The organism is Paenibacillus hamazuiensis (assembly GCF_023276405.1).
Lineage (GTDB): Bacteria > Bacillota > Bacilli > Paenibacillales > NBRC-103111 > Paenibacillus_AF > Paenibacillus_AF hamazuiensis.
The window spans coordinates 2,271,761-2,297,334 of record NZ_JALRMO010000001.1; the positions used below are offsets into that span (position 1 = coordinate 2,271,761).

23 protein-coding genes are annotated in these 25,574 nt (G+C 54.9%); 19 read left to right on the top strand and 4 right to left on the bottom strand.

Features of this window, described 5'->3' with window-relative positions; translation table 11 throughout:
* The first annotated feature begins 257 nt into the window (after positions 1-257).
* The 16 genes from queD (at position 258) to MYS68_RS10040 (ending at position 17,761) form a co-directional block, all read left to right on the top strand.
* Positions 258-677, top strand: coding sequence for a 6-carboxytetrahydropterin synthase QueD (gene queD / locus MYS68_RS09965; RefSeq protein WP_248925695.1), 420 nt, complete (start codon positions 258-260; stop codon positions 675-677).
* Positions 678-1,436: 759 nt separating this feature from the next.
* Complete coding sequence (locus MYS68_RS09970; protein WP_248925696.1) at positions 1,437-2,504, top strand: hypothetical protein; 1,068 nt, start codon at positions 1,437-1,439, stop codon at positions 2,502-2,504.
* A gap of 27 nt (positions 2,505-2,531) precedes the next feature.
* The gene (locus tag MYS68_RS09975) at positions 2,532-4,340 is read left to right on the top strand and encodes an ABC transporter ATP-binding protein (protein WP_248925697.1); all 1,809 of its coding nucleotides are present in this window, start codon (positions 2,532-2,534) and stop codon (positions 4,338-4,340) included.
* Positions 4,312-6,078 (top strand): ABC transporter ATP-binding protein, encoded by a 1,767-nt coding sequence (locus MYS68_RS09980; protein WP_248925698.1) that lies wholly within the window; start codon positions 4,312-4,314, stop codon positions 6,076-6,078. The genes MYS68_RS09975 and MYS68_RS09980 overlap by 29 nt, the downstream gene beginning before the upstream one ends.
* Before the next feature lie 194 nt (positions 6,079-6,272).
* Complete coding sequence (locus tag MYS68_RS09985; protein WP_248925699.1) at positions 6,273-7,118, top strand: class I SAM-dependent methyltransferase; 846 nt, start codon at positions 6,273-6,275, stop codon at positions 7,116-7,118.
* 32 nt (positions 7,119-7,150) lie between these two features.
* Positions 7,151-7,390, top strand: a complete 240-nt coding sequence (locus tag MYS68_RS09990) for an acyl carrier protein (protein ID WP_248930865.1) — start codon at positions 7,151-7,153, stop codon at positions 7,388-7,390.
* Positions 7,387-8,730 carry an ATP-grasp domain-containing protein gene (locus MYS68_RS09995; protein ID WP_248925700.1) on the top strand — a complete coding sequence of 448 codons (1,344 nt, stop codon included), beginning with the start codon at positions 7,387-7,389 and terminating at the stop codon, positions 8,728-8,730. Before MYS68_RS09990 ends, MYS68_RS09995 begins: the two co-directional genes overlap by 4 nt.
* A gap of 34 nt (positions 8,731-8,764) precedes the next feature.
* Positions 8,765-9,874 (top strand): glycosyltransferase family protein, encoded by a 1,110-nt coding sequence (locus tag MYS68_RS10000; protein WP_248925701.1) that lies wholly within the window; start codon positions 8,765-8,767, stop codon positions 9,872-9,874.
* A 19-nt stretch (positions 9,875-9,893) separates the two neighbouring features.
* The gene (locus MYS68_RS10005) at positions 9,894-11,003 is read left to right on the top strand and encodes a radical SAM/SPASM domain-containing protein (RefSeq protein WP_248925702.1); all 1,110 of its coding nucleotides are present in this window, start codon (positions 9,894-9,896) and stop codon (positions 11,001-11,003) included.
* A 34-nt stretch (positions 11,004-11,037) separates the two neighbouring features.
* On the top strand, positions 11,038-12,228 hold the full coding sequence (locus MYS68_RS10010) for a radical SAM/SPASM domain-containing protein (protein WP_248925703.1): 1,191 nt from the start codon (positions 11,038-11,040) through the stop codon (positions 12,226-12,228).
* Positions 12,229-12,244: 16 nt separating this feature from the next.
* Positions 12,245-13,261: a Gfo/Idh/MocA family protein gene (locus tag MYS68_RS10015; protein ID WP_248925704.1), complete on the top strand. Its 1,017-nt coding sequence runs from the start codon at positions 12,245-12,247 to the stop codon at positions 13,259-13,261.
* A 15-nt stretch (positions 13,262-13,276) separates the two neighbouring features.
* Positions 13,277-14,068, top strand: a complete 792-nt coding sequence (gene rfbF, locus MYS68_RS10020; RefSeq protein ID WP_275983812.1) for a glucose-1-phosphate cytidylyltransferase — start codon at positions 13,277-13,279, stop codon at positions 14,066-14,068.
* Complete coding sequence (locus MYS68_RS10025) at positions 14,008-15,153, top strand: NAD-dependent epimerase/dehydratase family protein (protein WP_248925705.1); 1,146 nt, start codon at positions 14,008-14,010, stop codon at positions 15,151-15,153. Before rfbF ends, MYS68_RS10025 begins: the two co-directional genes overlap by 61 nt.
* On the top strand, positions 15,150-16,517 hold the full coding sequence (locus tag MYS68_RS10030; RefSeq protein WP_248925706.1) for a UDP-glucose dehydrogenase family protein: 1,368 nt from the start codon (positions 15,150-15,152) through the stop codon (positions 16,515-16,517). The genes MYS68_RS10025 and MYS68_RS10030 overlap by 4 nt, the downstream gene beginning before the upstream one ends.
* Positions 16,432-16,695, top strand: coding sequence for an acyl carrier protein (locus MYS68_RS10035; protein ID WP_248925707.1), 264 nt, complete (start codon positions 16,432-16,434; stop codon positions 16,693-16,695). Before MYS68_RS10030 ends, MYS68_RS10035 begins: the two co-directional genes overlap by 86 nt.
* A gap of 28 nt (positions 16,696-16,723) precedes the next feature.
* Entirely contained in the window at positions 16,724-17,761 is a 1,038-nt protein-coding gene (locus MYS68_RS10040; protein WP_248925708.1) for a BtrH N-terminal domain-containing protein, read from the top strand.
* A 105-nt stretch (positions 17,762-17,866) separates the two neighbouring features.
* Here MYS68_RS10040 and MYS68_RS10045 read toward each other — a convergent pair whose 3' ends face one another.
* The 3 genes from MYS68_RS10045 to MYS68_RS10055 all read right to left on the bottom strand — a co-directional run bounded on the left by MYS68_RS10045 (position 17,867) and on the right by MYS68_RS10055 (position 20,108).
* A complete protein-coding gene (locus MYS68_RS10045) occupies positions 17,867-18,127 on the bottom strand; it encodes a hypothetical protein (RefSeq protein ID WP_248925709.1) in 261 nt (86 codons plus the stop codon).
* 60 nt (positions 18,128-18,187) lie between these two features.
* Positions 18,188-19,231, bottom strand: coding sequence for a hypothetical protein (locus MYS68_RS10050; protein ID WP_248925710.1), 1,044 nt, complete (start codon positions 19,229-19,231; stop codon positions 18,188-18,190).
* Between the two features lie 322 nt (positions 19,232-19,553).
* Positions 19,554-20,108, bottom strand: a complete 555-nt coding sequence (locus MYS68_RS10055; protein WP_248925711.1) for a DUF1697 domain-containing protein — start codon at positions 20,106-20,108, stop codon at positions 19,554-19,556.
* Positions 20,109-20,752: 644 nt separating this feature from the next.
* Here MYS68_RS10055 and thyX point away from each other — a divergent pair.
* From thyX to MYS68_RS10070, 3 genes are all read left to right on the top strand, one after another.
* Complete coding sequence (gene thyX / locus MYS68_RS10060) at positions 20,753-21,457, top strand: FAD-dependent thymidylate synthase (RefSeq protein ID WP_248925712.1); 705 nt, start codon at positions 20,753-20,755, stop codon at positions 21,455-21,457.
* A gap of 87 nt (positions 21,458-21,544) precedes the next feature.
* Positions 21,545-22,072 carry a DinB family protein gene (locus tag MYS68_RS10065; RefSeq protein WP_248925713.1) on the top strand — a complete coding sequence of 176 codons (528 nt, stop codon included), beginning with the start codon at positions 21,545-21,547 and terminating at the stop codon, positions 22,070-22,072.
* Between the two features lie 320 nt (positions 22,073-22,392).
* Entirely contained in the window at positions 22,393-24,780 is a 2,388-nt protein-coding gene (locus MYS68_RS10070) for a type IA DNA topoisomerase (RefSeq protein ID WP_248925714.1), read from the top strand.
* Positions 24,781-24,803: 23 nt separating this feature from the next.
* On the opposite strand, the gene trhA is transcribed toward MYS68_RS10070, so the two are convergent.
* Positions 24,804-25,424: a PAQR family membrane homeostasis protein TrhA gene (gene trhA, locus MYS68_RS10075; RefSeq protein WP_248925715.1), complete on the bottom strand. Its 621-nt coding sequence runs from the start codon at positions 25,422-25,424 to the stop codon at positions 24,804-24,806.
* Between the last annotated feature and the right edge of the window lie 150 nt (positions 25,425-25,574).

Consider the following 25,574-nt stretch of genomic DNA (forward strand, 5'->3'; position numbering starts at 1 on the left):
AAAAACGAGGCGGTCCCGGCTGCAGAAACGTTTATCTTCGGGGTACAATGACAATATAGAGATAACCAAAGAAGTGGAGCGGGCAGCCATGAATCAATTCGACCGTCAGGAGAAAAAACTCGTCATTACGTGTCTTGTCGTCACCGGCGTGATGTTGCTGTCGCTGCTCAGGCTGATGTTTTCATAATCGGTTATTCGTGGTATTGTAAAAGTGCATCATCCATAAGACTTTGGTGGAACATGGAGGTAAAACCCGCGTGCTTTTTCAATATTATCCGCAGGTTCAGCATTCGTTTGCGTTTGAGCTGAACAAGGACTTTCATATGTCGGCGGCGCATTTTATTCCGTCCGCGCTGGCTGGCAAATGCCAGCACATGCACGGACATACGTACGTAATCAATGTGACGATCGCAGGAAACGAACTGGACGAAACGGGCTTTCTGGTCGATTTCAAAACCGTCAAACAGGCCGTTCACGACCGGTACGACCATACGCTGCTCAACGACCACCCCGAATACCGGGAACAGTTCCCGACAACGGAAGTTGTGGCCAGGGAAATTCACCGTTCGATCCAGGCTTTGCTCGATTCCAAATCAAACAAACCTCAATGCCTGCAGGTCATCGTCCGCGAAACGCCGACCAGCTACGTCATCTACCGGCCTGTGAAAAACTCATAAAAAGATTGAAAGCAGCATGCCCAATTACCGGGCAGCTGCTTTTTTTGCAGTTTGGGAGTTCAGGAAATTATAGCGGGTTTTCTTTGTGGATAACCGTTGCTCCCCCCAAACGAACCTGGAATAAGCTTCCGAGGATCACTTCGCTTTTGTACGAAAAATATCTTGCGTGCCCTATACAAACTACTTGACAGGTCACGTTCATATCAGAATTTAAATATCCCTAATTTGCCCTCAATAACCTCTGTGACAACCGTTAGAATCTCATCATATTCAATTTGCTTCATCCCCGGTGGCAGGTAAGTACGATAATCATTGGAAGTTTAGAAATATCGCCTTATAAGCGAGCGGTTAAGCGTGTCTGCCATCGGTTTGCGTCAGCAAACCATGGCAGACAATCGCGGGCCCGAGGCACATTAGTAACTTCACGTCACTCGCTCCCAAAGTATAGCGTGTCGGGCATAGGATTTGGGCGAAACAGCCCCAAATCCATGCCCGACAAACGCGACTCTAGCAGCGAGCAGTAACTTCAGGCGGGCGGGTCCAGGGCGCTTGGGGCGCCTTGAGGGCTTTGCGGAGCAAAGCCTGCTTCGGAAGCCTGGGGTCCCCCCGGTGGGGGGATTTAGGGGGGACTTCGCAGATTTAGGGGGCAAAAACGCTGTGCAAAAAAGTCCTATTGATGGAAAAAAGCCCCTTAACCTATAGTTGTGTTAAGGGGACGGACAATTGCTGACCCTAATCTGCCGAATGGGGAGGGAACTGATGAACGCCAAGAAGCTGCCGATCAAGCAGCCGTTTATTGACGGCTATAAGCATCATGCGATGCCGCTGTCGATCATATCGCTTTTCGAGGAAAGCGAGCCCTGGATCCTGAGCAACTACATTCAGCTTTACACCCGTAAATATTTGCAGGATGTGCACTGGCTGGACTTTTATTTACTCGATACGGTCATGAACCGTCCGAACAACCCGTTTGTTACGGTGCAGCGGACGGACCGGACGGTGATCGGTCCGTTTGCGGATCCGATCGAGGTGATCATCCGCTGCATCGAACAGGACAAATACGTGCCGATCGAAGGAGATCAGTATTATTTGCCGCACTGTAACAGCTACATGCAGCATCATCGTGTAAGCGGTTTCCTGGCGTACGGCTTTGACCGGGAGCAGGAAATCATTCACATCATGGATTACTCGTATACGACGAATAACCGGTTCGAAAGCCTCACGTTAAGTTTTGCCGAAATGAGGCAGTCGTTTTTGAGCGAGGTGCCCGGCGGAAGAGCGCAGCGCATCTGGATGCTGAAGCCGGTGAGCAAGCCCAAATATGTCTTCAACCTGAACGTCGTTCAGCGACTGCTGGAGGATTATGTGACCGGGACGAATCATGCCGAGCTGACGATTCAGTTCCAGGACCACCCGCTTATCCACACCGCCGATGTCGTGTACGGCATCCGCGTATACGATCATTTGGAGCATTATTTGCATTTGCTGCTCGAAGAGCAGGCCGGGAATAACGTGCTTCCTTTTCAGGTGTTATGGGAGCATAAAAAATGCATCGGCAAGCTGCTCCGATATTTGCGCGAGAAAGAATACGCCGCAGCCTCCGATCATATGATCGAAGGTTACTCCGCAATTGAAGACGGCGCTTTCATCATTCGCAGCACTTTTTTCAAGTATACGAAAACCGGGGATAAAGCTTGCCTGCAGCGCATACTTGAGCGGATGAGGCACATGGCCGCGGCGGAGACCGCTATTTTGTCGGAAGTGCTTGTGCAAATCAAAGCCCGCTGCCGGGAGTCCGCAGAGCGGATTGGTTTTGGCAATTCATGATTCAAAGAAGCAAAGGAGCGTGAGGAGATGGCTGGCGGGACGGAAGCGGAAAGGGTGTTACGAACGGATGCAAAGCAAGAAAACGTTTTTTGGAAGCTGCTCTCCTTCGCGAGACCTTTTCGTCTATGGCTCCTGCTGACCATCGCGGCTTCTCTGGTCAACGCGGTTGCGGACATGCTGGCCGGAAACCTGATTCGCGAAGTGACCGACAAAGGATTCGGCGGCTTGACCGAATTTTACGCAATGATTTTGCAGGTTATCGTTCTGACGGTCGTCACGGTTGCCGCGAAATATGTAATGAAATACGGCGCGGGAAGATTCAGCTCGCTGGCATTGCGGGATATTAGGGAAACCGTGGGCAATCATATCGCAAGCCTGCCTGCAAGGGAGCTGGAAAAACGCCATTCGGGGGATTTTGTCTCCAGGATGAACAACGATGTGATGATGCTGCAATCTTATTTTGAAAGCAGCTTGTCCGAAGCCGTCTATCGCCCGCTTGTTTTCATCGGCACGTTCGCTTATTTGCTGTGGCTCAATTGGATGCTGCTGGCAGCTGCGATGGTGCTGATTCCGCTGACGATTCACTTGGCGAACAAGGTAAGCCGCCCGATCAACGAATTCACGAAAAAGGCGCAGGAAGGAGAAAGCAGAGCAGCGGCCGTCGCCGTCGATGCGGTGAGCGGCGTTTATGTGGAAAAAGCGTTTAATTTAACGCAGCTGATGCAGCAAAAATATAACGGTGTGACCGGAGATATTTTGGAATTCAGGTTAAAGGAACAGAAGCAGCTGGCGAATCTGGCGCCGTATAACATGACGATCCGCCTCATCCCTTTCTTGTGCTGCGCCTTGTTAGGCGGGTATCTCGCAGTGAAGGGGCAGCTGTCGGCCGGCAGTTTGTTTGCGTTCGTTTATTTGCTGCAGTTTCTGACCGAGCCGCTGGCGATGGTTCCCGGTCAAATCGCCGCATTCCGGCAAACGATGGTCGCGGCCAAGCGGTTGTTTGAAATCCTGGATCTTCCCGTTGAACGTACGAACGGAGACGTATGTAAGGCGTCCGCCTCTAAGTCGGCCATCGCTTTTCATCGAGTCGCTTTCGCTTATAATCCGGATGCTCCCGTGCTGGCCGATGTCAGTTTTACGATTCCGGCCCATAAAATGACAGCCCTGGTCGGAGCGAGCGGCGGCGGCAAAAGTACGATATTGAAGCTGATTTGCGGTTTTTATGAGCCGCAGCGGGGGGCAGTCGAACTGTACGGCAAAGATTTGCAAGCATGGGATCTGGCCGCGGCACGTTCGTACATTTCGCTCGTTTCCCAGGAGGCTGTCTTGTTTCCGATGACGGTGGCGGAAAACATAGCGCTCGGAAGGCCCGGCGCGACGCTGGACGAAATCATCGAAGCGGCGAAAGCGGCTTATGCCCACGAATTTATTATGAAGCTGCCCGAAGGTTACCAAAGCATGGTCGGTGAAAGAGGCAGCACGCTGTCCGGAGGGGAAAAACAGCGGCTGTCGCTGGCACGCGCCGTGCTGAAAGATGCGCCGATCCTGCTGCTTGACGAACCTACCTCTGCGCTCGACGCGGAGTCGGAAACGTATGTTCAGGAGGCGTTTCTTCGCATCACGAAAGGACGCACCGTACTCGTGATCGCTCACAGACTGTCCACGATCCGCTCGGCCGACGAGGTCATGGTGCTGCATCAAGGCGTTATCGCCGAAAGAGGCACACACGAAGAGCTGCTTGCAAGAAACGGCTTGTATACGAACCTGTACGTAAACCAGATTGCCGAATCGGAAGGGGGGAACGCCGATGAACGCGAGGCGGCTTGCAAACGGTGAATTTTTCCGCACGATGAGCTACATGAAGCCGCGTATGGTACCGTATTTGACCGGCATGATCGGCATGTCCGTGCTGTCGTCGTGCATTGCAGTCGCTCAGGCTTATACGCTGAAATTCATTGCCGACGCAGCGGCGCAAAAAACGGCGGGCCCGCTGGTCTACGGAATTTTGCTGCTGCTCGCTGTGTGCGTGCTTTTGATCGCGCTGATTCCGCGGTTTCAATACATGTACAACCGCTGTGCCCATCAAACGGCGAGGGAAACGCGATCGGCGCTGTTTCAGCATCGCGGCCATCTGCCGGTGCGCTATTTCGAGAAGTATCATTCGAGCCATATGCTGACGCTGCTGACAAGCGATATCGGGACGATGAACGGGCTGTATACCGGCAGGTTGCGCCGGCTCATTTATCCGATCATATACGGAACGGCCGCAGCAGTGCCGATGTTTGTGCTGGACTGGCGCATTTCCTCCGCTTTGGTTGTGCTGAACTTCGTGTCGGTTGCCGTCAACGTGAGGTTTGCGGCTCCCGTCAGACGGGCCAGCGACCGGATACAGACGAGCATAAGCACGCTCAACGCACGGCTGATCGATGTGCTGGCAGGGTACTCGGCCATCCGTCTGTTCCAGGGAGAAAGGCTTGTCAGAAGCCGCTTCACCGCAGTCAACGAGGAATCGACACGGCACCGGATCGAACGTTATCGTCTGACGGCGCTGCTCGGCAGCACCAATCATATGCTGGGCATGGCGAGCAGCATCGGCCTCCTGACCGTCGGAGCTTTTTTGGCTGGCCGCGGTTTCGTCAGCTTCGGTACGCTGTTTGCGATCATCCATCTGCAGGGCAGGCTGAATTCGGCTTTTCTTGAGGTGGCCGCCTACATTCCGGAGATGCAAACGGCTTTGGCCGGATCCGGACGCGTGTTTGCAATGCTTGGCGAACCGACGGAAGCGGAATGCTGCCGCAATGCCGCTGCCGCTGCTGACGAAGAGGGCCGCGAAGCGATCGTTTTGCGGGACGTCAGCTTCAGCTACGATCCCGGGAAAAAAGTGCTGGACGGCATTACGCTTACCGCGGAGCAAGGACAAACGATTGCCTTGGTCGGTCCTAGCGGGGGAGGCAAAAGCACGATCGTCAAGCTGCTGCTTGGCTTTTACCCGCCGGACGGCGGCGCGATAACGATCGCCGGCATGCCGCTGGGGAAGAGCGATATGCAGGAGCTGCGCAGGCGCATTGCCTATGTGCCGCAGGATGCGTATATTTTCGACGGAACGCTGGAGGAAAATATTCGGCACGGCAGGCCGGGCGCCAGCGACGAGGAGGTGCGGGCTGCGGCCAAAGCCGCATTCGCCCACGATTTCATCGTGGAGCTGCCGCAAGGATACCGGACCCATGTCGGCGAGCGGGGCACCAAGCTGTCCGGGGGACAACGCCAGCGCATCGCCATTGCCCGCGCGCTGCTCAAGGACGCGCCGATCCTGCTGCTCGACGAGGCGACATCGTCGCTGGATTCGGAATCGGAGCTGATGGTGCAGCAAGCTTTGCACGGGCTGATGGAAGGCAGGACGACACTCGTCATCGCTCACCGGCTTTCGACGGTCGAGAACGCCGATATGATCTATGTGATCGACGAAGGCAAGGTCGTGGAAAGAGGAACGCACAGCGAGCTGCTCGTACTGGGCGGACTATACGAACGCATGAGCCGTTTGCAGCATCAAAAGAAAACTGTCGCGGCCAGCTAAAAGCCGGCAATTTCGCTTCGCTGCGAATTTGTACTGGGTGTGCAAAAAAGTGCACATTCCAAAAACGGCTGTTTACAAAATATTTACATTGCGCGCATATCGTTCCTGGAATATGATCATTTTACCGCAGCGGTTGCCATAAATATGCTGAGTGCGGAAAAAATGGATTTCTCCGTAGGAGGTGAAAGAAAAGCTTGGAGCTGGATCGGGACTTGCAGCAATTGGGAGTCGCCCATCGGATGGACCATCGCAACAATCCGGTCTTGATCAAATGTCTGGAAGCGGTGTACGTCGTTTACTATGCTTTGCTGTACCCGTTTTATTACTTTTGGAACAAACGGGATTTCAGCAGGCAGACGAAGAAAAATCCGTTTTACGTCAGCAAGCTTGTCCGCCTGATCGAGAAGCATCCGCTTCTGTACGAGCTGTCCATGTATGTGCTCAATTTTCCGCATCCGACGTCGGTGTATCGGTTTTTTCCGCCGATGGAGGGGAAGGTGCTGCAGGTCGGCTGCGGTACCGGCCTGCTCAACAAATGGGCGCGGCATATGGGCGGCGCCGAGTTCGTCAACCTCGACATCAACGAACGTTACCTGCAGTACGGCTTGAAAAAGGGCAGGTACCAGAACACCGTGCATTCCGGCATTTACGATGTACCCCTGGAAGACGAAAGCTTCGACATCATCGTGTTCGCCCGCTGCTTTCACCACATTCGCCACCATAAAAAAGCGTTCAAGGAATGCGCCCGGCTGCTCAAGGATGGTGGGCAGATCTGGATTGCCGATCCGGTCATTTTGCAGGAGGAAGGCTCCGGAAAGCAGATGAACGCCGGCTACATGGCCAACTCGTCGATCGACGGGGTCATCTGGAGGTTCACGAAGCCCGCTTTCGTGAAGCATTTGGCCGACTCGCTTTCGGAAAGCCTTCGGCTCGTCTCCATCACCGACGTCAGGCAGCCCCACATGACCAACTACAATTTGAAATACCCGCAGACCGACATTTTGGCCGTGATCGAAAAAACCGCAGACGCGCCGAAATGATCCTCATTGCCGAAGGAGTGGATTTAGGTATGATACATGAAAAAGTAATTTCGATCATCTGCGAGATCAAAAACGAGCCGGACTTGGCCGGGCGGCTCACCGCATCCTCCGACGTGCTGAACGACGCGGGCCTTGACTCGCTGCAGCTCATCAATTTCATTCTTCGCATTGAAGATGAATTCGGCATCGAGATCGATTTCGATCAATTCGACATGGAGCATCTGCAATCGATCGAACGTTTTTGCGAATTCATCCAGGCGCAGCACGTATGACCGGGACGGCTGCAGCCAAAGCGCTGCTGCTAGGGACGTTTGACGCGGAGACGCTTTGGCGGGACGAGGTGCTGGCGAAGCTGCCGGCGGTGCCGGATCCGCAATCGCGCCGGATCGTCCATGCGATGGATGAGCTGCTGTTTTTGTTTTGCCGCAAGGGCGACGCGCTTTTGACGCGCTATCGGATGGACCCGGCGCACGTCGATTATTTGCGCGGGCTCGGGTTTGATTTTACGACGAACGAATGGAACCTCGACGATCATCAAGATTCTTCCGGAGCTTTCGAACCGAATGTGTTCAAACGATTGCTCGCATCCTCTTCCTCACAGAGTATCCATCAATTTCTTCAAGAAAAATACACCATCGATGCCTTTGCCGTTTTGGACGGAATGGACGAATTATGTTCGCGTTTCGCGCTGCAGAGCCGCGCGCCGGAGATGGATACGATTCGCAATGTCAATTCGAAATTATATTCGACAAGACTTAAGGATCGGCTCGGCCTGCCGAACGTCAGCCGGATCGTCACGAGCCACCGGGAGCTGCAGGAGATCGGCGAGGAAATGCTGATGACCGGACCGCTTCTGATCAAAGATACGTTCGGCGTATCGGGCAAAGGCAACCTGCTCGTGCAGACGGAAGGCGTGTTGGAGCGGATCGCGTCCTACATAGCCGGGCAGGAACGGCAGGGAAAAGCGGTTTTGTTCATCCTGGAGCCGCTTCTCGCGAAAGAGAACGATTTCTCATGCCAGTTTTACGTGGATGAAGACGGCGATTATCGGTTCATTTCCGTGCAGCAGGTCGTCAATTCCGATTTTGCTTATCAAGGCTCGGTCAGTGCCAGCCCCGCCTTTCTGGAAAAACTCGAGCAGGCCGGGTATTTCCGGCTGATGCGCGAAACGGCCCGCTGTCTTCATGAAAGCGGTTATTTCGGCCACGTGTGCGTCGACTCGATGGAGCTGAAGGACGGTTCGCTTGTCCCGATCGTCGAAATCAATGCGAGAAAATCGATGAGCTTGATCAAAAATCAGCTGGATCGTTATTTGGCGGAAAGATCGCTCACGGGCAACCTGACCTATCTGTCCCTGGTTTGCCCCGGTGAGCTGCCCTTTGTGCATCTGCTTGCGGCGTTGGAGCGCGAACATCTCCTTTACCGCCCGGAACGGGATGGAGGCGTATTTCCGCTCAGCGCGAACACGTTTGGCGTCAACCAGCGGGAGGGCAAACGAAGCAAAGCCAGATTGTACGTATCCGTCGTGGCGGACGATGCCGCTAAGCGAAGCAGGCTGGATGCGCAGTTTAAGCAGCTGATTGCATCGCTTGGTATCGTTTTATCGAATTGAATGGCGTGATTTAAGCGGAAAGGAAGGGGAGACGTTGAATCCGAACATCGTAACCGTGCTTTGTTCCGGCTTCGGGCTCGGCTTTTACAATCCGGGGCTGATCGTCAGCCACCAATTGCGGCGGCGCGGCTTCGCCACCGAAGTGCTCGTTTTCGAAACATATATGGTGCAAGACAAGCAGGACAAAATTTTGGACAGCAAAAAGGCGTACCACGATAATTTTGCGGTTGCTCTCGTCGCTACAAAAATTCCGAAGGACATTCGCGACAGCATCGATTTCGCGCAGGTGGACCGGTTGCTGGGGCAGTGGGCGGAGGAAAGGCGCAGGCATTTTATATCGTTATCCGGGCACTGGATTTACATTTTGGATATGTACAGGGAGAAGCTTGGCGCCTTGGCCGAGCTCCAGGTTGATCTGCTGTATGTCGATTCGGATTTGTCGCCGTCCTGGAAAGGACTGAAGAAATTCAATCCGGACTATAACGCGCGCTACCGGGACGTATGGCTTTACGACGCGAGGGAAAGGACGATCCCTTTCTACATTCAGGTGGGGGATGAGGAAGAAATTCCGCTGGCGCAAAGGCCGTCGCGGTACGTCGTCCATGGCGGTGGCTGGGGGATGGGCACCTATCAGGGAAAAATCCCCGAGCTCGAGCAGCACGGACTGGCGCTTGATATCGTCGCGTATGAGCTGGAAGAGGCGCTCGCGCAAAAGCCGGGAAACCGGTATTACATGAATGACCCGCAGTGGGTCGCCTGGCGCAAGGGGCGGTCGGGGGAGCACGAGTTCCCGCTGTTCGGGCAGATCAAGCCGGAGGAACCGCCGGTCTATGCGAATTTGCCTTCGCATCACGGACTGTACGAGGTGATCCGCCGGGCGAAGGCGATCGTCAGCAAGCCGGGGGCGGGAACGCTGATGGATTCGCTGTCGTCGGCGACGCCGGTGATCATGCTCGAGCCGTTCGGCGCACACGAGAAGCAAAATGCAGCGGTGTGGGAGGCGAACGGGCTCGGCATTTCTTATGAAACGTGGAAGGAGTCGGGTTTCTCCGAGGAGCTGCTCGAGCCTGTACACAGGCGGCTTTTGCAGCGAAAGGCGGAGGCCCGCAATTATACGGAGGATCTGATCGGGAGAATCGGTTAGTCGAAAGGAGGGATCGTTTATGTTGGCAAAAGCGAATGCCGCGCCGGCTTCCGCACCGGGGCTCGATCTGAGTGCGCCGAAATGGGTATTTCTGCAGCTGATCGAAACGTGCAACCTGCGCTGCAAAATGTGCTTCGAGTGGGGCGAAAGCGGATCGTACAAGGAAAAGCCGGAGCTGAAAAAGCTCGATCTGAGCGTTGTCCGGCAAATTATCGAGGACTGCAGTCCGATGCAGCCTTATTATGAGCTGTACGGCGGAGAGCCGCTGCTGTATCCGTGGTTCGACGAGGTGCTGGAGCTCATTCACCGGCACGGCAGCAAGGTGCATTTTCCGACGAACGGTACGCTGCTGGAGCGCAATGCGGAAATGATCATGGCATATCCGCCCGAGCGGGTATGGGTATCGCTCGACGGGCCGGAGGAGATCAACGATGCGCAGCGGGGGGCCGGCGTTTTCGCCAAGGCGATGAAGGGCATCCGGACGCTGTATGAGCTGCGCGAGGCAAGGGGGAGCGAATACCCGAAAATCGGCATCAGCACCGCGGTGACCCCGACCAATTACCGGCATCTGGACCGGTTTTATTTCGAAAGCCTCGACCTGTCGATGCTCGACTGCATCAGCGTGGAGCTGCAGCAGTACGTTACTCAGGAAAGGTACGATCAATACGCTTATGTGCTGAAGCATCATTTCGAGATCGATTCGGCGCCGATCGCCAGAGGGTTTATCGCCGATCCCGAGCGGTTCCGGGAGATCGATGCGGCTTTGCTGGCCGGCCAGCTGAAGAGGATTGAGCGGTATTGCCTGGAGCAGGGCAAATATTTCAACGCTTATCCCAAAGTTATCAGCGAGGAAAACATCCGCCATTACTTCAGCGCCAACTGGTCCAAGGTTACCAACATGAAAAAGCGCTGCGTGTTTCCGTGGATCAGCGCCGAGATCAACGCGCGCGGGGACGTGACCTCCTGCCACAACTTTTACGATCTGACGCTCGGCAACGTGTATGAGGCGAGCATTACGAACATATGGAACGGGCAGAAATACAAGGAATACCGCGATTATTTGCGCAAAACGCTGTTCCCGATTTGCCCCGGCTGCTGCCTGTATTACAACGAGAAGCCGCGGATGTAGCAAATCTTCTTAATTGTAAGAAGGAGGGACCTGAATGCAGCCGAAAACAAGGATCAAGATGGACGAAAAATCGTTCGACATTCTCAAAAGAACGATTCGCAATGCCGTCGTTCCGATGCGCAAGCGTGCCGGCAGCTTGACATATAAGACCGAGCTGCCCGAATTTATCGGCATCAAGCTGACGAACCGCTGCAACCTGCGCTGCAAGCACTGCTACCAGTGGAACGAGGACGGCTACCACCAGCACATGGATAAGGAAGAGCAAAATCTCGACATCGATCTTGCCATCGTAAAGCAGCTGCTGGACGATACGAAGCAGGTGAAATCCCGGCTGTATTTGTGGGGCGGAGAACCGATGTTCCACCACCGTTTCGGCGACATTTTGCAAATGCTGAAGGAGGACCCGCGCGAGGCGACGATTTGCACGAACGGCCTGCTGATGGATAAGTATATGGAGCAGCTTTGCGATATTTCCGAAAATCTCGAGCTGCTCATCGCCGTCGAAGGATTCGAGAAAGATCACGATTTGATCCGCGGCAAAGGGTCGTTCCGCAAAACGATGGAAGCGGTCGATTCGCTGCTGGAGCTGCGCCGGGAAGGCCGTTTCCGCGGTCGTATCTCCGTTCATTGCGTGATCAATAACGCCAATATTTATTATTTGTACGACCTGATGGACAGCTTCGAAAAGACGGGGATCGATCTTGTGCTGCTGACCTTCCCCTGGTACATCTCACATGAAACGTCGGCGCAAATGGACGACTATTTCGCCGAGCATTTCGATTGGCTTCTATCTTTGGACGATCACCGAAAAAACAGCTGGCACGCCTTCAAGTATAAAATCGAGCCGCACCATCTGCCGCCGCTTATGGAGCAGCTGCGCAAAATCAACGGGCGCGTCTGGACAATGCGCCTTCGCTACCAGCCCGGCCTCGAGTTCGACGAGATCGAAAAATTCGTCACCGGCGAAGCGATGACGAGCCGCTGCGCGACTGACTGCCTGGCGCTGGCGACGCGGGTCGATGTCACGCCGACGGGTAATGTTTCCGCCTGCAAGTTTTTCTCCGAGTTTTCCGTCGGCAACCTGAAGGAGACGAGCCTGAGCGAAATTTGGAAATCGGAAGCGTATCACCGTATCCGGGAGACGATCAACAGCGGCCTTACTCCCGCTTGCTCCAAATGCAACGTGTTGTATCTGCATGGGGTATCGTCGCTGAAGCACATCTAGGAGCGGAGGCCGAAATATGGCGGAAATTTCACTTGGCATCGCCGGCTGCGCGGATATTGTAAGGCGCGCGATTTTCCAACCGCTGTCTTACGTCGGCGGCGTGCGGGTGTGCGGCATCGCCAACCGGACGCGCAGCCGCGCGGAAGCGATGGCTGCGGAATTCGGCGTGCCGCGTGTTTATGACAGCCTCGAAGAGCTGATCGGCTGTCCGCAGCCTGCCGCCGTTTACATCGCACTGAGCAATGAGCTTCATGCGGAATGGGCGCTGAAAGCGGCACGCGCGGGCAAGCATGTGCTGGTCGAAAAGCCGCTTGCGTTAAACGGGCGGGAATGCGCGATGCTGGAACGTGAGCTGGCCGGAAGCGGCGTTATTGTGCTCGAAGGGATGATGGTCCGGCATCATCCGTGGCAGCGCGAGCTGACGCGGATCGTGCATGAACAAACGTACGGCAGGCTGCTGCGGATGAACACCGAGATGTTCATTCCGTTCAAATCGCCGCCGGAGGGTAACTATCGCTGCTTTCCCGAAAAAGGCGGCGGCGTCTGGAACGACCTCGGCTGCTACTGGCTGCAGCTCGTTCAGCTGCTGCCCGGTTTGGACCGCTCGCGCGTCCGGGACATTCGCGGCGCTTCCGAGTTTGCCGGGCCGCGCGGCTGCGACTGGACGTTCGAGGCGGCGCTCGCGTATGCGGACGGGACGTCGGCATCGTTCGCCGCGTCGTTCGAACGCCCGTACCGGACCCGGCATGTACTGGAAACGGAGCACGCCGTCTTGACGATCAACGATTTTTTCCGGGCGAATGTCGGCAGGTACAAAATAACGATCAAGGTTGAGGATCATGATGGACGTCCGCTCGATAGCATCGTGTTCGAGCCGATGCATTACTACGAGAATCAGCTGAAGTATTTCCGCGATGCGCTGCTGGAGCCGGAGCCTGGCCCGGCCCCGCATATGCTGCTTCGGGAATCGTTTGAACGGGTGCGCTGGCTGGAGGAAATCCGCGAGTGCGCCTGCAGAATCCATTCCATATAGAAGCCGGTGATGACGATGATCAAGGTTGTGCTGCTCGCCGGCGGCTTCGGCACCCGGCTTGGCGAAGAAACGACGGTGAAGCCGAAGCCGATGGTGGAAATCGGCGGATTGCCGATGCTGTGCCATATCATGAACATTTACAGTGCGCACGGTTTCAACGAATTTATCGTCGCGCTCGGGTACAAAGCCGAGGTGGTGAAGCAGTATTTTTTGAACTATATGTACTTACAGAGTGATTTTACCCTTCATATGGGAAAATCTTCGATCGATGTCATGAAGCGCCGGCCTCTCGATTGGACCGTGCATCTCGTCGATACGGGGCTGCACAGCATGACGGGAGGCCGGATGCACCGGCTGCGGGACCGATTGGCCGGCGGCACGTTTATGATGACTTACGGGGACGGCGTAAGCGACATCGATCTGAAGCGGCTGCTCGATTTTCACAGGTCACACGGCAAACTTGCCACTTTGACGCTAGTCAGACCGCGGGCGCGGTTTGGTACGGTCGATTTGGCGGGCGATCAGGTCGTGCGCTTCAAGGAGAAGGTGGAGACGGAAAGCTGGATCAACGGCGGATTTTTCGTGTTCGAGCCGGGGGTTCTGAAATATGTAAGCCGGGACGAAGAGGTGCTGGAGAGCGATGTGTTCACAAGGCTTGCCGAGGATGGAGAGCTGATGGCTTATCGGCATAAAGGGTTTTGGGAGTGCATGGATACGATGCGGGACAAGATTTATTTGGAGTCGTTATGGGCTTCTGGCGAAGCGCCTTGGAAACGCTGGCCAAACGGAAGGGAGTGCGGGCCGTGATCGATAACGAAATTATGCTCGAGGACATGGAGTACGTGTTCGGCAAAAATGGCAGCGCGCAGCGGTTTGTGGACAAAACGATCGTCATTACGGGCTGCGGCGGTTTTTTGGGATATTATTTGACGAACTGCTTCGTTTATTTAAAAAGCAAAGGATTCCCATACCGCAAGCTAATACTGCTCGATACGTTTCTTTTCGGCCGGCCGCGCTGGCTGGAGGAACTTGAGCGGCATCATGAAGACGTTGAAGTTCACCGGTTCGATATCGCCCGGGATGAGTTGGAGCAGGCGGCTTCCGCTTTATCCGCAGATTTCGTTATCCATATGGCGTCTATTGCATCGCCTTCCTACTACCGCAAATACCCGGTCGAAACGATCGAAGCGAACGTGCTGGGACTGCGCCGTCTGCTGGAGTTTTATAAGCACCGCCCGCTTGACGGGCTGTTGTTTTTCTCCAGCAGCGAGGTGTACGGCGATCCGGCCCCGGAGGCGATCCCGACGCCCGAAACGTATCTCGGCAATGTCGCCAGCATCGGTCCGCGCGCCTGTTACGACGAGTCGAAGCGGATGGGGGAGACGCTTTGCTACGTGTATCATCAGACGTACGGCATGCCGATCCGCATCGTGCGGCCGTTCAACAACTACGGACCGGGCATGGCGCTCACGGATAAGCGGGTCCCCGCCGATTTCGCACAGGCGGTGCTGCGCGGCGAAGATGTCGTCATCTATTCGGACGGGAGGCCGACACGGACATTTTGCTATATCGCCGATGCGGTTGACGGATATTTGCGGGTGCTCACGCACGACGAGTTCGGCTGCTTCAATATCGGAATGGACCGTCCGGAAATTTCGGTGCGCCGGCTGGCCGACATATACCGGGAAGCGGCGGCGGAGCTGTGGGGATACGGCGGGGAAGTGCGGTTTATCGTCTCGGAGGAAAAAGATTATTTGACCGACAACCCGAACCGCCGCTGCCCGGACATTACGAAAGCGCGGATGGCGCTCGGCTTTCGGCCGGAAATTTCCGTCGAGCGGGGAGTGCGCCGCTACCTGCGTTATTTGCGGAAGGAGCTGCTGCCGGTATGACCAATGTCGCGATTATCGGGTTAGGATTTGTCGGCCTGACAACGGGGCTCGGTCTTGCCCATAAGCTCGGCTGCAGCGTATATGCCTATGAAGCGGACGCGGCGAAGAGGGAGCTGTACCGCAAGGGGATCGTCCCGTTTCACGAGCCGCACCTTGCGGAGCATCTTGCGCTGTACGGCGGCTCGCGTTTCGTCCTGTGCGAGACGCTGGCGGATGCGGTTCAGCCCGCCGACTATATTTTTTACTGCGTCGGCACGCCGAGCGGGCCTGACGGAGCGACGGATTTGAGCGATCTGATCGCAGCCGTCCGGGCATGCCTGGAGCAGCTGTCCCCGGACCGGTTTCGCGTGCATGCGATCAAATCGACCGTACCGCCCGGCACGACAGCCGGGTTTATCGGACCGATGATCGAACGAAGCGGCTTTCGGCTCGGCGAGACGGCGGGGCTCGTCAACAACCCGGAGTTTTTGCGGGAAGGCTCGGCGTGGCGCGACTTTATCGAAGCGGACCGGATCGTCATCGGGGAAGCCGACGCCGAAGGCGGCCGGCGAACGGCGGAGCTGTATGCGTCCGGCTTCGATGTGCCGATCCATCGCGTCTCCGCTGCTACCGGCGAGTTCGTCAAATACGGCTCGAACGCGCTGCTCGCCACGCTGATCAGCTTTTCCAACGAAATGGCGATGATCGCCGAAAAAACCGGGGACATCGACGTTCCCGAGGTGTTCCGGCTGCTGCATGAAGACAAACGATGGAGCGGCCGGCCGGCGAAAATGACGGAATACGTGTTCCCCGGCTGCGGCTTCGGCGGCTACTGTCTGCCGAAGGATACGGCGGCTTTGGTCCATCATGCATCGCAGGTCGGGTACCGGGGATCGCTGCTGCGCGAGGTTTTTGCGGTGAACGATGCGATCAAACGGAACATCGTGGAGCGAATTGCCGCGGTTTGCCGTCCAGCCGAGACGGTCGGCATACTCGGGCTGTCGTTTAAGCCGGAGAGCGACGATGTGCGCGGAGCGGTTTCCCGCGAGATCATCGAGCTGCTGCTGGAGCGCGGGTTTACCCGCATCGTGGCGTACGATCCGCTTGCGATGGAGCCTTTTCGCAAGGCGTACGCGCTGCCGATCGAATATGCCGCTTCAATGGAAGAGCTGGCGCAGCGTGCCGATGCGATAGCGCTGGTCACCGCCTGGAGCGAGTTCAAGCGGCATCAGCAGCTTTTGGCCGGGAAAAAAGTAGTGGATGGTAGATATTTCTTGGATACGGGCGAGGTGTCGCGGGATGACAGGGAATTTGCATATTCTCGATATTTTGGCGAAAGTGCTGAAACGGGAGAGGGCGGAGCTCGAACGGCTCGATCCGGATGAGAGCCTGCTGGAGTACAATTTAAGCTCGGTAGTGGCCGTGGAGCTGATTGTGGAGCTTGAGCTGGCATTCTCCATTTCGGTGGAGGACGACGATCTGACCCCGGAACAGGTTTCGACGCTTCGGCGGATAAACCAGTTGGTCGACAAATACAAGCGATTGGAACAATCGGCCGGATGATCTCGCGAGGTTTGAAGGGAGAGATACAATGACTCCGGTCGGAATGCAGGCATTACAAATTGAACCGGGTGTGCACTGCCTGTTTTCCGGGCTTAGGCACGTTTTGGTGCATCAGCTCCCGGAAGCGGCGGAAACGGCCGACGAAGCGGATATTTATTTTCAAACAGGCGGCTTGAATGTGGAATACGAACGCGGGGCGTTTCGGATTTGGCTCGCTTCCCGGGAACAAATATTGCGGCGTTTTGCCGAGCTGTACGGGATGCAGCCGCATATATCGCTTCACGTCGAATCCGGAGCCGATGCGATCGAGCCGCTCCGGGATACGCTTGCGGCGGGGCGGCTTGCCGTTTTGTTCCTGCGCACGTCGGTCATCGAATATCACGAAGCGTTTCGCGATGCGTCCGCGCGCCAGCATATCGTGCTGCTGCACGGCCTGGATGAGGTACGGCAAGCGGCTTTCATCGCCGATACGGCGTTTTACGATAACGCCGGCAGCGTGCAAACCTTTTCCGGCGCGATTCCGCTCCCTTTGCTTCGGGAGGGGCTGACCGGCTGCGCCTCGTTCGAAGCCGCTCCAGGCCGCGAACCGCTGCCCGAGCCGAGGCGGGTTCAGGAAGCGCTCGCACGGATGGACGCGTTCGTTCGCGGCCGGGAGCTGCCCGGTGGCCGCTGGCAGGGCATGTCCGCTTACCGGGCGCTGATGGACAACCTCGCCAATCTGAGCGACCTGGAAGACCGTATTTTTACGGACATGTGCAAACACGCGTATTACGGCTTGCGGATCGGCGGTGTCGTCCACCAGCTTGAATATTTTAGTCGGTTTCTGGCGCGGCATAGACACCGGTTCGAACGGATGGACGAACTGGCCGCAGCTCTGGAGGAGCTGCGCAAAGACTGGAGGCCCGCGTTAATGCAGCTGTACAAAATCGGCCTGTCCGTGCAGCGGCAAAAGCTCGCCTCCTTGCAGGAGCGGTGCATCTCGCTGCTGGACCGGCATGAGCGATTTGTTCGGGAACTGCTTGACGCAGCACGAACGATGCGTACACGCGAATCGGCACTGCTGTAATACAAAGAAGCTGTTGTAACGGTGGGTGGTTTCGCAGTCGTTGCATATAGCAAAATGAGGACCACGGTAACGGTCCTCATTTTTTGCGGGCAGAGAATGATGTGATTAAAGAAGTTTAACCGTATGCGGCGGGTTGTGAACGGCTGTGCCAACGACGACAACCCGTTTTCCTTTTTTGAATTTTTGAAGGACGACCGGAATTAATTTTCCTTTTACGATTCTATTAATAGTGATCGACGCGTTATCTTTAGTGGCAATATAGATTGCGCGGCCATTCCTGAAAACCCTTTTCCAGTTTTTGTCGAAAATAAGATCCTCATTGCTAAGGTCGGACAAAGTAAAATTTCGTTTGAAAATGACTGCCATGTTATACCACCCCCTCGCGTTAAAATATGCTTTCATGAATAGCCATGCTTGTACAATTAACTATATTTCTTGTGAAATATCAGGGTTGGCGGAAATAATTGCTTCTGTCATTGTCCAAAGCCTGGGCAAGAAACGGCTCACATCTGCGGCGCGGCTGATGTAGTCGTCGGCAGCGGAGAAGCCGAGGTCGGTCATGATCTCCTTGAACGCCGGTTCATGTTCTTTTTGCAGATGGGGTGCGTCTGCGGCGAATATTTTATGGCAGCGGGCGAAGGTTGCCACCATCCAGAACACCGCTTCGCGGTGGCGGCCGGAAAGGATAAGCTCGCGGCTGCCGTCGATGGCGATGGGCCTGGACGACGGAGTTACGTCCGTGCTGAAGAAAAACGGAGTTTTGGCAGCTGATGCGGCGGCGTCGAACGTGCTTGCGAGCCCCTCGAGATGATGGTCGGTCCGTTCCGGTGTCATACGGGCGCAGCCCAAAAGCTCCAGCAGCTCGGAATAGAATCCGGATAAGCCGTACCGGTCAAGCACATCTTGAGCGGCAAGGTAACGAAGCCGGACGGTGGGATTGCGGAGCGCGGCGACAAGCAGCATATGGGTCGTTATCCCGGTCGGAAACAGCCATGACGTCACCAAATCGTGAAACGGCGCTGAAGTATCGATGGCCCGCAGTCCGTTTTCGATTTTTTGCCGGACGTTCTCACATCTCCGGTATACCCAATACCGCTCGGCGAAACGGCGCGACACTTGCTGCTGCAGCGTGCGCAGATGTCCGGCAGGATCGGAGATGATCGTATCCGTACGGAAGCTGCCTGCCAGATGGTAAGACTCGAGAACTGCCTCGGCCGAGGAGAGCTGGTTCGCAGATAAGTACGTCGCCTCCACTAGCACGCCGTCGTAGCGGAACTTCCCCGGTTTGAGCGGCGGTTCCGCATGCGCGGTCGCGATCACGACATCGATGTCCGACGCCGCAGACAGCTGCGCCTCGTCCGGCAGCCCGACCGTAGAGCCGCTGAAATAGGCACCCCGAAACCAACTCTCCCCGCTCGCATACCGCATAACCCATTCGGCCGCTTTCATACGCGCAGTTCCGACGTTCATAGAGATCATCTCCCAACGGTTTTATGTGATGATTGTTATTATAATCAGACATACAGAAAATGGTAGTCTGTTTTTTGCGGCAAATATGCGTTATGATGTAGAGGTAAGGTTCCGGGTAACAATTCCACTCTGCCTTGATAGCCTCGACATTGGTACTTCGCGACGATACTTCCGTCTATCCGCAATTCATTTTTACTCAATAATATTGGGGTCTTTATGGAAAAAAGAATTAAACTGAATGGCAAAAGGCAGCCGATCATTCAGAACGGCTGCCTTCGTCTTTATCGCTAATATACAGTAACTTCCACTTGTCCGACATTCATTATATTAAATGTTTTTCTGCTGTCAACATAAGCTCATATATTTTTCGTGCCGTATTTACATTCCTGATCGTCATTTGTTGATACAATTTCGTACCAACCAACTTTGTCATGCTGCCTTTAGTCACGTTTATTTTGTCAATCGCCCACAGAATCGCGCCTGGAGCGTATTTCACCGTTTCAATCTCCGGTTTGAAGGTCAGCTTCTCAAGAACGGATTCGTCATTGATATCTTCCCATAAAAAAAGGACGTCGCTTCTCATTTTGTCATCGTTTGTCCATTGATCGGGGAGCGAGGACATCACTTTTTTCATGTCTTCCAAACTAAGCACCAGTACCTTGATTTGCAATCCGAAGGTTTCCAGAATAGCTTCTTCGAGAATATGCGCTATATCATTTTTGGAATGTTCGGTATTTGTAAAAATGATATTGCCCGAATTGATATAAGTTACGACGTTCTTCATACCGGCTCGTTCGAATGATTGTTTAAGTATTTTCATATCCACTTTGTTGTTTCCGCCGACGTTGATCCCGCGTAGCAGAGCAGCATAGACCATTATTACCTCCTGTATTGGTACGTTTTATTACGTAACCATTGATAACGAACGCACGTTCTGTTGGTAGTATACCATATAGCACCAATTAAACAACAGGCTGTAGACGAGGGATTTGGAGAAGAAATTAGAGTCCTATGCTCCTACAAAAAAGGGGAGACGTCTCCCGACAAGACGGTTCACAACCCCGGATAATGAGCTGTTCATTTACCCGTCTTACCCGGCCAATTCATTAAAAAGAAGTTCCCGGATATCAAATTCAAGCATCTTCATTGGGACAATTCGGGCAGGCAGGTCAAAGACCTGATCGCTGCCGGCACAATACTCCCACGAATCTGACAATTTACAAGACAGGTGCTAAAATAAACCATAATAGTACGTACAATATTCGTCATGTAAGTGTGGGAAGGGAAGCGGAGACAGCACTTGAAACAATCGGGATCGAAGTCGAGGAGTGTTACATCCATTGCGTTATCCGCTCGGGATTATGGAATCCTCTAACTTGGGCTGATAAAGAAACGCTGCCCGATCCGGCTCAAATATTGGCAGATCATGTCGATCTGCCGGGAGCGGACGCCGCTTCCATCGCACAAAGGCTGCAGGAAAGCTACACAAGACGGCTTTACTAAGCGAAGGGGGATTTTCAAATGTCGATCATCAAAGTTTTGGATCGCGGTTATGTGCGTTTGGTGGACCATATGGGGTCTGACCTTACTGTCGTAAATGCGGCCCGTGTATCTTACGCCAAGCAATCGCTGGAGTTAAGCGAACGGGATGTCAAGCTGATCAAGTTTCTCGCACGCGAAGGGCATACCTCGCCGTTTCGGCATGCGATGACACAATTCGAGGTCTACGCTCCGCTGATGGTAGCCAGACAGTGGTGGAAGTATGTCGTCGGTTCAGCTCATTACGAAGGAACCGGCGATAGTCTGGAAGCGTGGAACGAATCCAGCCGCCGTTATATTACGGAGGAACCGGCTTTCTATATCCCGAAAGCGGGCGAGTTGAGAGCGCAGCCCGAAAACTCCAAGCAAGGCAGCGGAGACGCGATCGCGTGGGAGCTTGGCGAGAAGCATACGCGGGAACTGATGGCGTATGTGGAGGAGGGAATTTCCAAATACGAGGCGGCTTTGGCGGACGGGATTTGTGCGGAGCAGGCGCGCCTGTTCCTTCCCGCATACGGGATGTATGTACGGTGGTATTGGACGGCTTCGCTGCAATCGGTCGCTCATTTTTTGGCGCAAAGACTGGAGCATGATGCGCAAAAAGAAACTCAGGAATACGCTAAAGCCATTCTGGAGTCGGTTCGCCCGATATTTCCCGTTTCGCTCGAGCAGCTATTGTCCGATTAGTTTCGAAGAGAAATGGAAGGATTTTCAACTTCGATATAGAACTTAGTGTATGATCGCTTTTCCGAATAAAAAAGGAGGAGAAACTTTATGGAAGCTCGTCCGCAAACGAACGAATACGCACCGATTTTCGGCATGTACGTCAATGCGGTTCCGGAGGGGAACATCGTGCATATTTTGCGTTCCAACCTCGATGAATTGGTATCTCTGCTCGAGCCTCTCAACGAAAAACAAGCCGAATTCCGCTACGCCGAGGGCAAATGGAGCATCAAGGAGGTACTCGGCCACATCACGGATAACGAGCGGGTATGGACTTACCGGCTGCTGCGCATCGCACGCGGCGATAACCTGACTTTTCCCGGATACGAGCAGGAACAATTCGTGCGCGAGGCGCAGTTTGACCGGATATCGCTGCGGGATTTGCTTGACGAGTTTATTTATACAAGGCGTTCCGCCGCACTGCTTCTGCAAGGTCTTCCGGAAGAGGTGTGGCTGAAGGAAGGACAGCTTTATCACAATAAATTGACCGCTCGCGCCGCGGCATGCGTCATTGCCGGACATGAGATCCATCATCGGAACATCTTGAAGGAACGTTATCTTTCACAATTATCCGTCTGACCTCTGCGCCCAAAGAATGGGACCGGATCTTCCGCCGCGTACGGCGGTCCGGTCTCTTGTTTTTTCTTTAAGAGCGTGTTCAAAAAGGTACGTCGCTTCGAAGTAGGGGAATGCTTCCGGTCACTCTTGAGATCGTAAATTTTTTTAAATAATATAAAGTGGATTATTTACGATCTCAAAGGCGAACGCTGGCGCTCCTCCAGCATACCCCTAAACTCCTTCGCTCGCTTTTTGAACACACTCTTTAGGGATTTCTTTTTCATAAGGAAATCGGTAAAATAGATGGGCGAAGAAATGCGAAATCAAGGAGCGATGATCTTTTGAAAACACTCATTATTGCGGAAAAACCGGATATGGGGCGGAATATCGCTGCCGCAATAGATCCTAAAGCAAAAAATCACCGTTCATATTTGGAAGGCGAAAAATATATCATCACGTGGGCGATCGGACATTTGATCGAGCTGGCCGAGCCGGACGCTTACGATGAAAAATATAAAAAATGGAACATCGCCGATTTGCCGATTATCCCCGACCAGTTCAAGCTCGTGCCCAATCCGAAAACGAAGGATCAGCTCAAGGTGATCGCCGAACTGGCCAAGCGGAGCGATATGCTCGTTAACGCATGCGACGCCGGGCGCGAAGGGCAGCATATTTTTTCGCTGATCCAGCGCCATCAGAAGCTGAAGCATCCCGTCAAACGTCTGTGGATATCGGACTTGACGCCGGAGACGATCCGCAAAGGGTTTGCCGAGCTGAGGGACGGCGCGGAATTCGAGAACTTGACGAAGGCGGCGCGGGCGCGCAGCGAGGCGGATTGGCTGATCGGCATGAACGGCTCGCGGGCGTTTACGACCAAACATAACGTGCTCATCTCCGTAGGCCGGGTGCAGACGCCGGTGCTTGCCCTCATTTACGACCGGCAAAAACAGATCGAAGCGTTCTCTTCTCTCAAGTTTTATGAGCTGGAGGGGCACTTTCTGCAGCAGGGCGACGTGTCGTACAAAGGGATGTGGCAGGGAGAGCGGATCACCGATCCGGCCAAAGCGCAGGCGCTCGCCGCCAAGGTGAAGGGCAAGCCGGGCCGGATCGCCTCGTACGAGGTGAAGGATACGAAGGAGTACCCGAACAAGCTGTACGATTTGACGCTGCTACAGCGCGAAGCGAACGGCAGATACGCCTTTTCCGCGAAAAAAACGCTCGATATCGCTCAGTCGCTGTACGAGAAACATAAGGTCATCTCGTACCCGCGGACCAATTCCAACTACGTGACGGAGCAAAACATTCCGGAAATGCATAAAGCGCTGTCCGCCCTGCAGGGTACCGCCTATGACGAGTTGGTTAAGGGCGCGAACCGCAGCCTGGTGCATACCGGTAACAAATTCATCTGCAATCCGGCCAAGGTGGAGGACCACCATGCGATTTTGCCGACGAACCGCAAAGCTTCCGGGCTGAACCCGGACGAGCAAAAGCTGTACGACCTGATCGTGCGCCGGTTTTTGTCGCAGTTTTATCCGGCGGCGGAATACAAGGTGCACACGGTGCTGACCGAAGTGGAAGGCGAAACGTTCAAAACGACGGTCAAGGAGCTGCTCAGTCTCGGTTGGAAGGTCATTTACGCCGACATGAAGAAGGAAAAGCCGAAAAGCAAGGGCAAGGAGAAGGAGGAAGAGGAAAACGAGGAGATTGAGGTGAGCGAGCCTTTCTTCGTTAATCCGAATGCCGGGGTATCCTGCGCCGATGCGGTTGTCAAGGAAAAGGAGACCCAGCCGCCCAAGCATTACACGGAGGGCACGCTGCTGAAAGCGATGGAAAGCGCGGGCAAGCAAATTGAAGATGAAGAGCTGCGCGAGGCGATGAAAGATTCGGGCCTCGGCACGCCGGCTACGCGCGCGGCGACGATCGAGCGGCTAAAGCGGGTCGGTTATATCGAAATGCAGGGTAAAAAGATCATGATCACGCAAAAAGGCCGCACTGTCGTCGAGCTGATCCGCGGCGCAGGCATCGAGCTGCTTACTTCGCCGGAGATGACCGGGCAGTGGGAACGCCGCTTGAACGAAATTTCGCGTGGAGCTGCGTCAGACAACCAGTTTATGGAAAACGTGAAAAAGTTCGCGACGATGATCGTCGATAAGGTGCGGGTCCAATCTCGCGCGGCGAAAACGTCGTTTGAGAGCGAAACTCCTGCCAGGTCGGGCGGTTCGAAAGGGCGGGGCAGAGGGGGACGCCAGGAGGCTGATGCAGGGGAACTCCAAAGTAAAGCAGCCGGTTCGCGTCGAAGTGCCGGTCGGGCTGCAGCCGCTTCAGGAGAAGGCGCAGGGAATGCCTCTTCGGCCAGCGCTGCCGGCGAACCCGGCTCCGCCCGAAACCGTTCCCTCGCTGTAAGCTCAGCGGATGCCGCCCGCCGGGAAACGGCAGCCGCCTCCGTCTCCGCCGCGCCGGGCGTAATCGGCAAATGTCCGCGTTCCGGCTGCGGCGGCACGATTTTCATGGGCCGCAAAGGGTACGGCTGCTCGCATTACAAGGAAGGCTGCAAATTCGTCATATGGAAAGAAAGCTACGGACGGAGTTTGACGGATGCCCAAGTGAAGGCGCTGATCGAAAAAGGCAAGACCGCCAAGCTGAAGCTGACTCTCCCGGGAGGGTCAGCTGCGGAAGCGAGGCTGGTCGTCAAAAATACGGAAACCGGTGAGCTTGCCGTCGAAATGTAGCGAGTCCAAGCGACAAGACGGAGCTACCTCACATACCGCAGCACCGCGAAAAAGTGCGCGGCGCTGCCCGCCGCGACGAAGAGGTGCCAGATCGCGTGATGATACGGGATTTTGCGCCATATGTAAAAGATAACGCCGAACATATACAGCAGCACGCCGCCGAGCAGTAGCCCGAAGCCCGCCGGCGGGAGCCGGTCATGCAGCGGCGGGACGGCAAAGACGGCGGTCCAGCAAACGGCTGCGTAATACAGCACCGAGCCGCTGATGCCGCTGCGGTACGTCCGCACCTTGACGGCGATGCCGGCGAGCGACAGCGACCATACCAACGCCAGCAGCGCCATGCTGCGCCGATCGTGCAGCGTGATGAGCAAAAACGGCGTCTGCGTTGCAGCTATCAACAGATAGATGGCGGCATGGTCGAGCAGCTCCAGTATGTTTTTTTGGTAGCGGTGCAGCAATGTCGACGAACTATAGACAAGAACAAGCGACGCTCCAAATACGCCGAAGCTGACCATGTGGCGGAAAGATCCGATCCGCAAGCCCTGTTGAAGCAGCATCGCCAGCGCGACGACGCTTAGCAGGGCCGCCGCGCCGTGGGTCCAAATGTTGGCGCATTCTTCCTTCGACAAATGAGTCTTTTCCATAAGCTGCATCTCCTGGGCCACTGGAAGTATGTCCCTTATTGTGCCCAAGATCGCAAAAAAGCTGAGCCCAAAAATTCCCTCGACCGGACGCCGCCATCGTACGGCTCTTTGCACGTCTCCAATAAAGAGACGTAAGCAGGAATTAGGGTT

What these genes read in the sequence shown, in the direction of transcription:
- MYS68_RS09970 (WP_248925696.1), top strand. Translation starts at nt 1,437, where the DNA reads ATGAACGCCAAGAAGCTGCCGATCAAGCAGCCGTTTATTGACGGCTAT.
- MYS68_RS09975 (WP_248925697.1), top strand. Translation starts at nt 2,532, where the DNA reads ATGGCTGGCGGGACGGAAGCGGAAAGGGTGTTACGAACGGATGCAAAG.
- MYS68_RS09980 (WP_248925698.1), top strand. Translation starts at nt 4,312, where the DNA reads ATGAACGCGAGGCGGCTTGCAAACGGTGAATTTTTCCGCACGATGAGC.
- MYS68_RS09995 (WP_248925700.1), top strand. Translation starts at nt 7,387, where the DNA reads ATGACCGGGACGGCTGCAGCCAAAGCGCTGCTGCTAGGGACGTTTGAC.
- MYS68_RS10005 (WP_248925702.1), top strand. Translation starts at nt 9,894, where the DNA reads ATGTTGGCAAAAGCGAATGCCGCGCCGGCTTCCGCACCGGGGCTCGAT.
- MYS68_RS10010 (WP_248925703.1), top strand. Translation starts at nt 11,038, where the DNA reads ATGCAGCCGAAAACAAGGATCAAGATGGACGAAAAATCGTTCGACATT.
- MYS68_RS10015 (WP_248925704.1), top strand. Translation starts at nt 12,245, where the DNA reads ATGGCGGAAATTTCACTTGGCATCGCCGGCTGCGCGGATATTGTAAGG.
- rfbF (WP_275983812.1), top strand. Translation starts at nt 13,277, where the DNA reads ATGATCAAGGTTGTGCTGCTCGCCGGCGGCTTCGGCACCCGGCTTGGC.
- MYS68_RS10025 (WP_248925705.1), top strand. Translation starts at nt 14,008, where the DNA reads ATGGGCTTCTGGCGAAGCGCCTTGGAAACGCTGGCCAAACGGAAGGGA.
- MYS68_RS10030 (WP_248925706.1), top strand. Translation starts at nt 15,150, where the DNA reads ATGACCAATGTCGCGATTATCGGGTTAGGATTTGTCGGCCTGACAACG.
- MYS68_RS10035 (WP_248925707.1), top strand. Translation starts at nt 16,432, where the DNA reads ATGACAGGGAATTTGCATATTCTCGATATTTTGGCGAAAGTGCTGAAA.
- MYS68_RS10040 (WP_248925708.1), top strand. Translation starts at nt 16,724, where the DNA reads ATGACTCCGGTCGGAATGCAGGCATTACAAATTGAACCGGGTGTGCAC.
- MYS68_RS10045 (WP_248925709.1), bottom strand. Translation starts at nt 18,127, where the DNA reads ATGGCAGTCATTTTCAAACGAAATTTTACTTTGTCCGACCTTAGCAAT.
- MYS68_RS10050 (WP_248925710.1), bottom strand. Translation starts at nt 19,231, where the DNA reads ATGAACGTCGGAACTGCGCGTATGAAAGCGGCCGAATGGGTTATGCGG.
- MYS68_RS10055 (WP_248925711.1), bottom strand. Translation starts at nt 20,108, where the DNA reads ATGGTCTATGCTGCTCTGCTACGCGGGATCAACGTCGGCGGAAACAAC.
- thyX (WP_248925712.1), top strand. Translation starts at nt 20,753, where the DNA reads ATGTCGATCATCAAAGTTTTGGATCGCGGTTATGTGCGTTTGGTGGAC.
- MYS68_RS10065 (WP_248925713.1), top strand. Translation starts at nt 21,545, where the DNA reads ATGGAAGCTCGTCCGCAAACGAACGAATACGCACCGATTTTCGGCATG.
- trhA (WP_248925715.1), bottom strand. Translation starts at nt 25,424, where the DNA reads ATGGAAAAGACTCATTTGTCGAAGGAAGAATGCGCCAACATTTGGACC.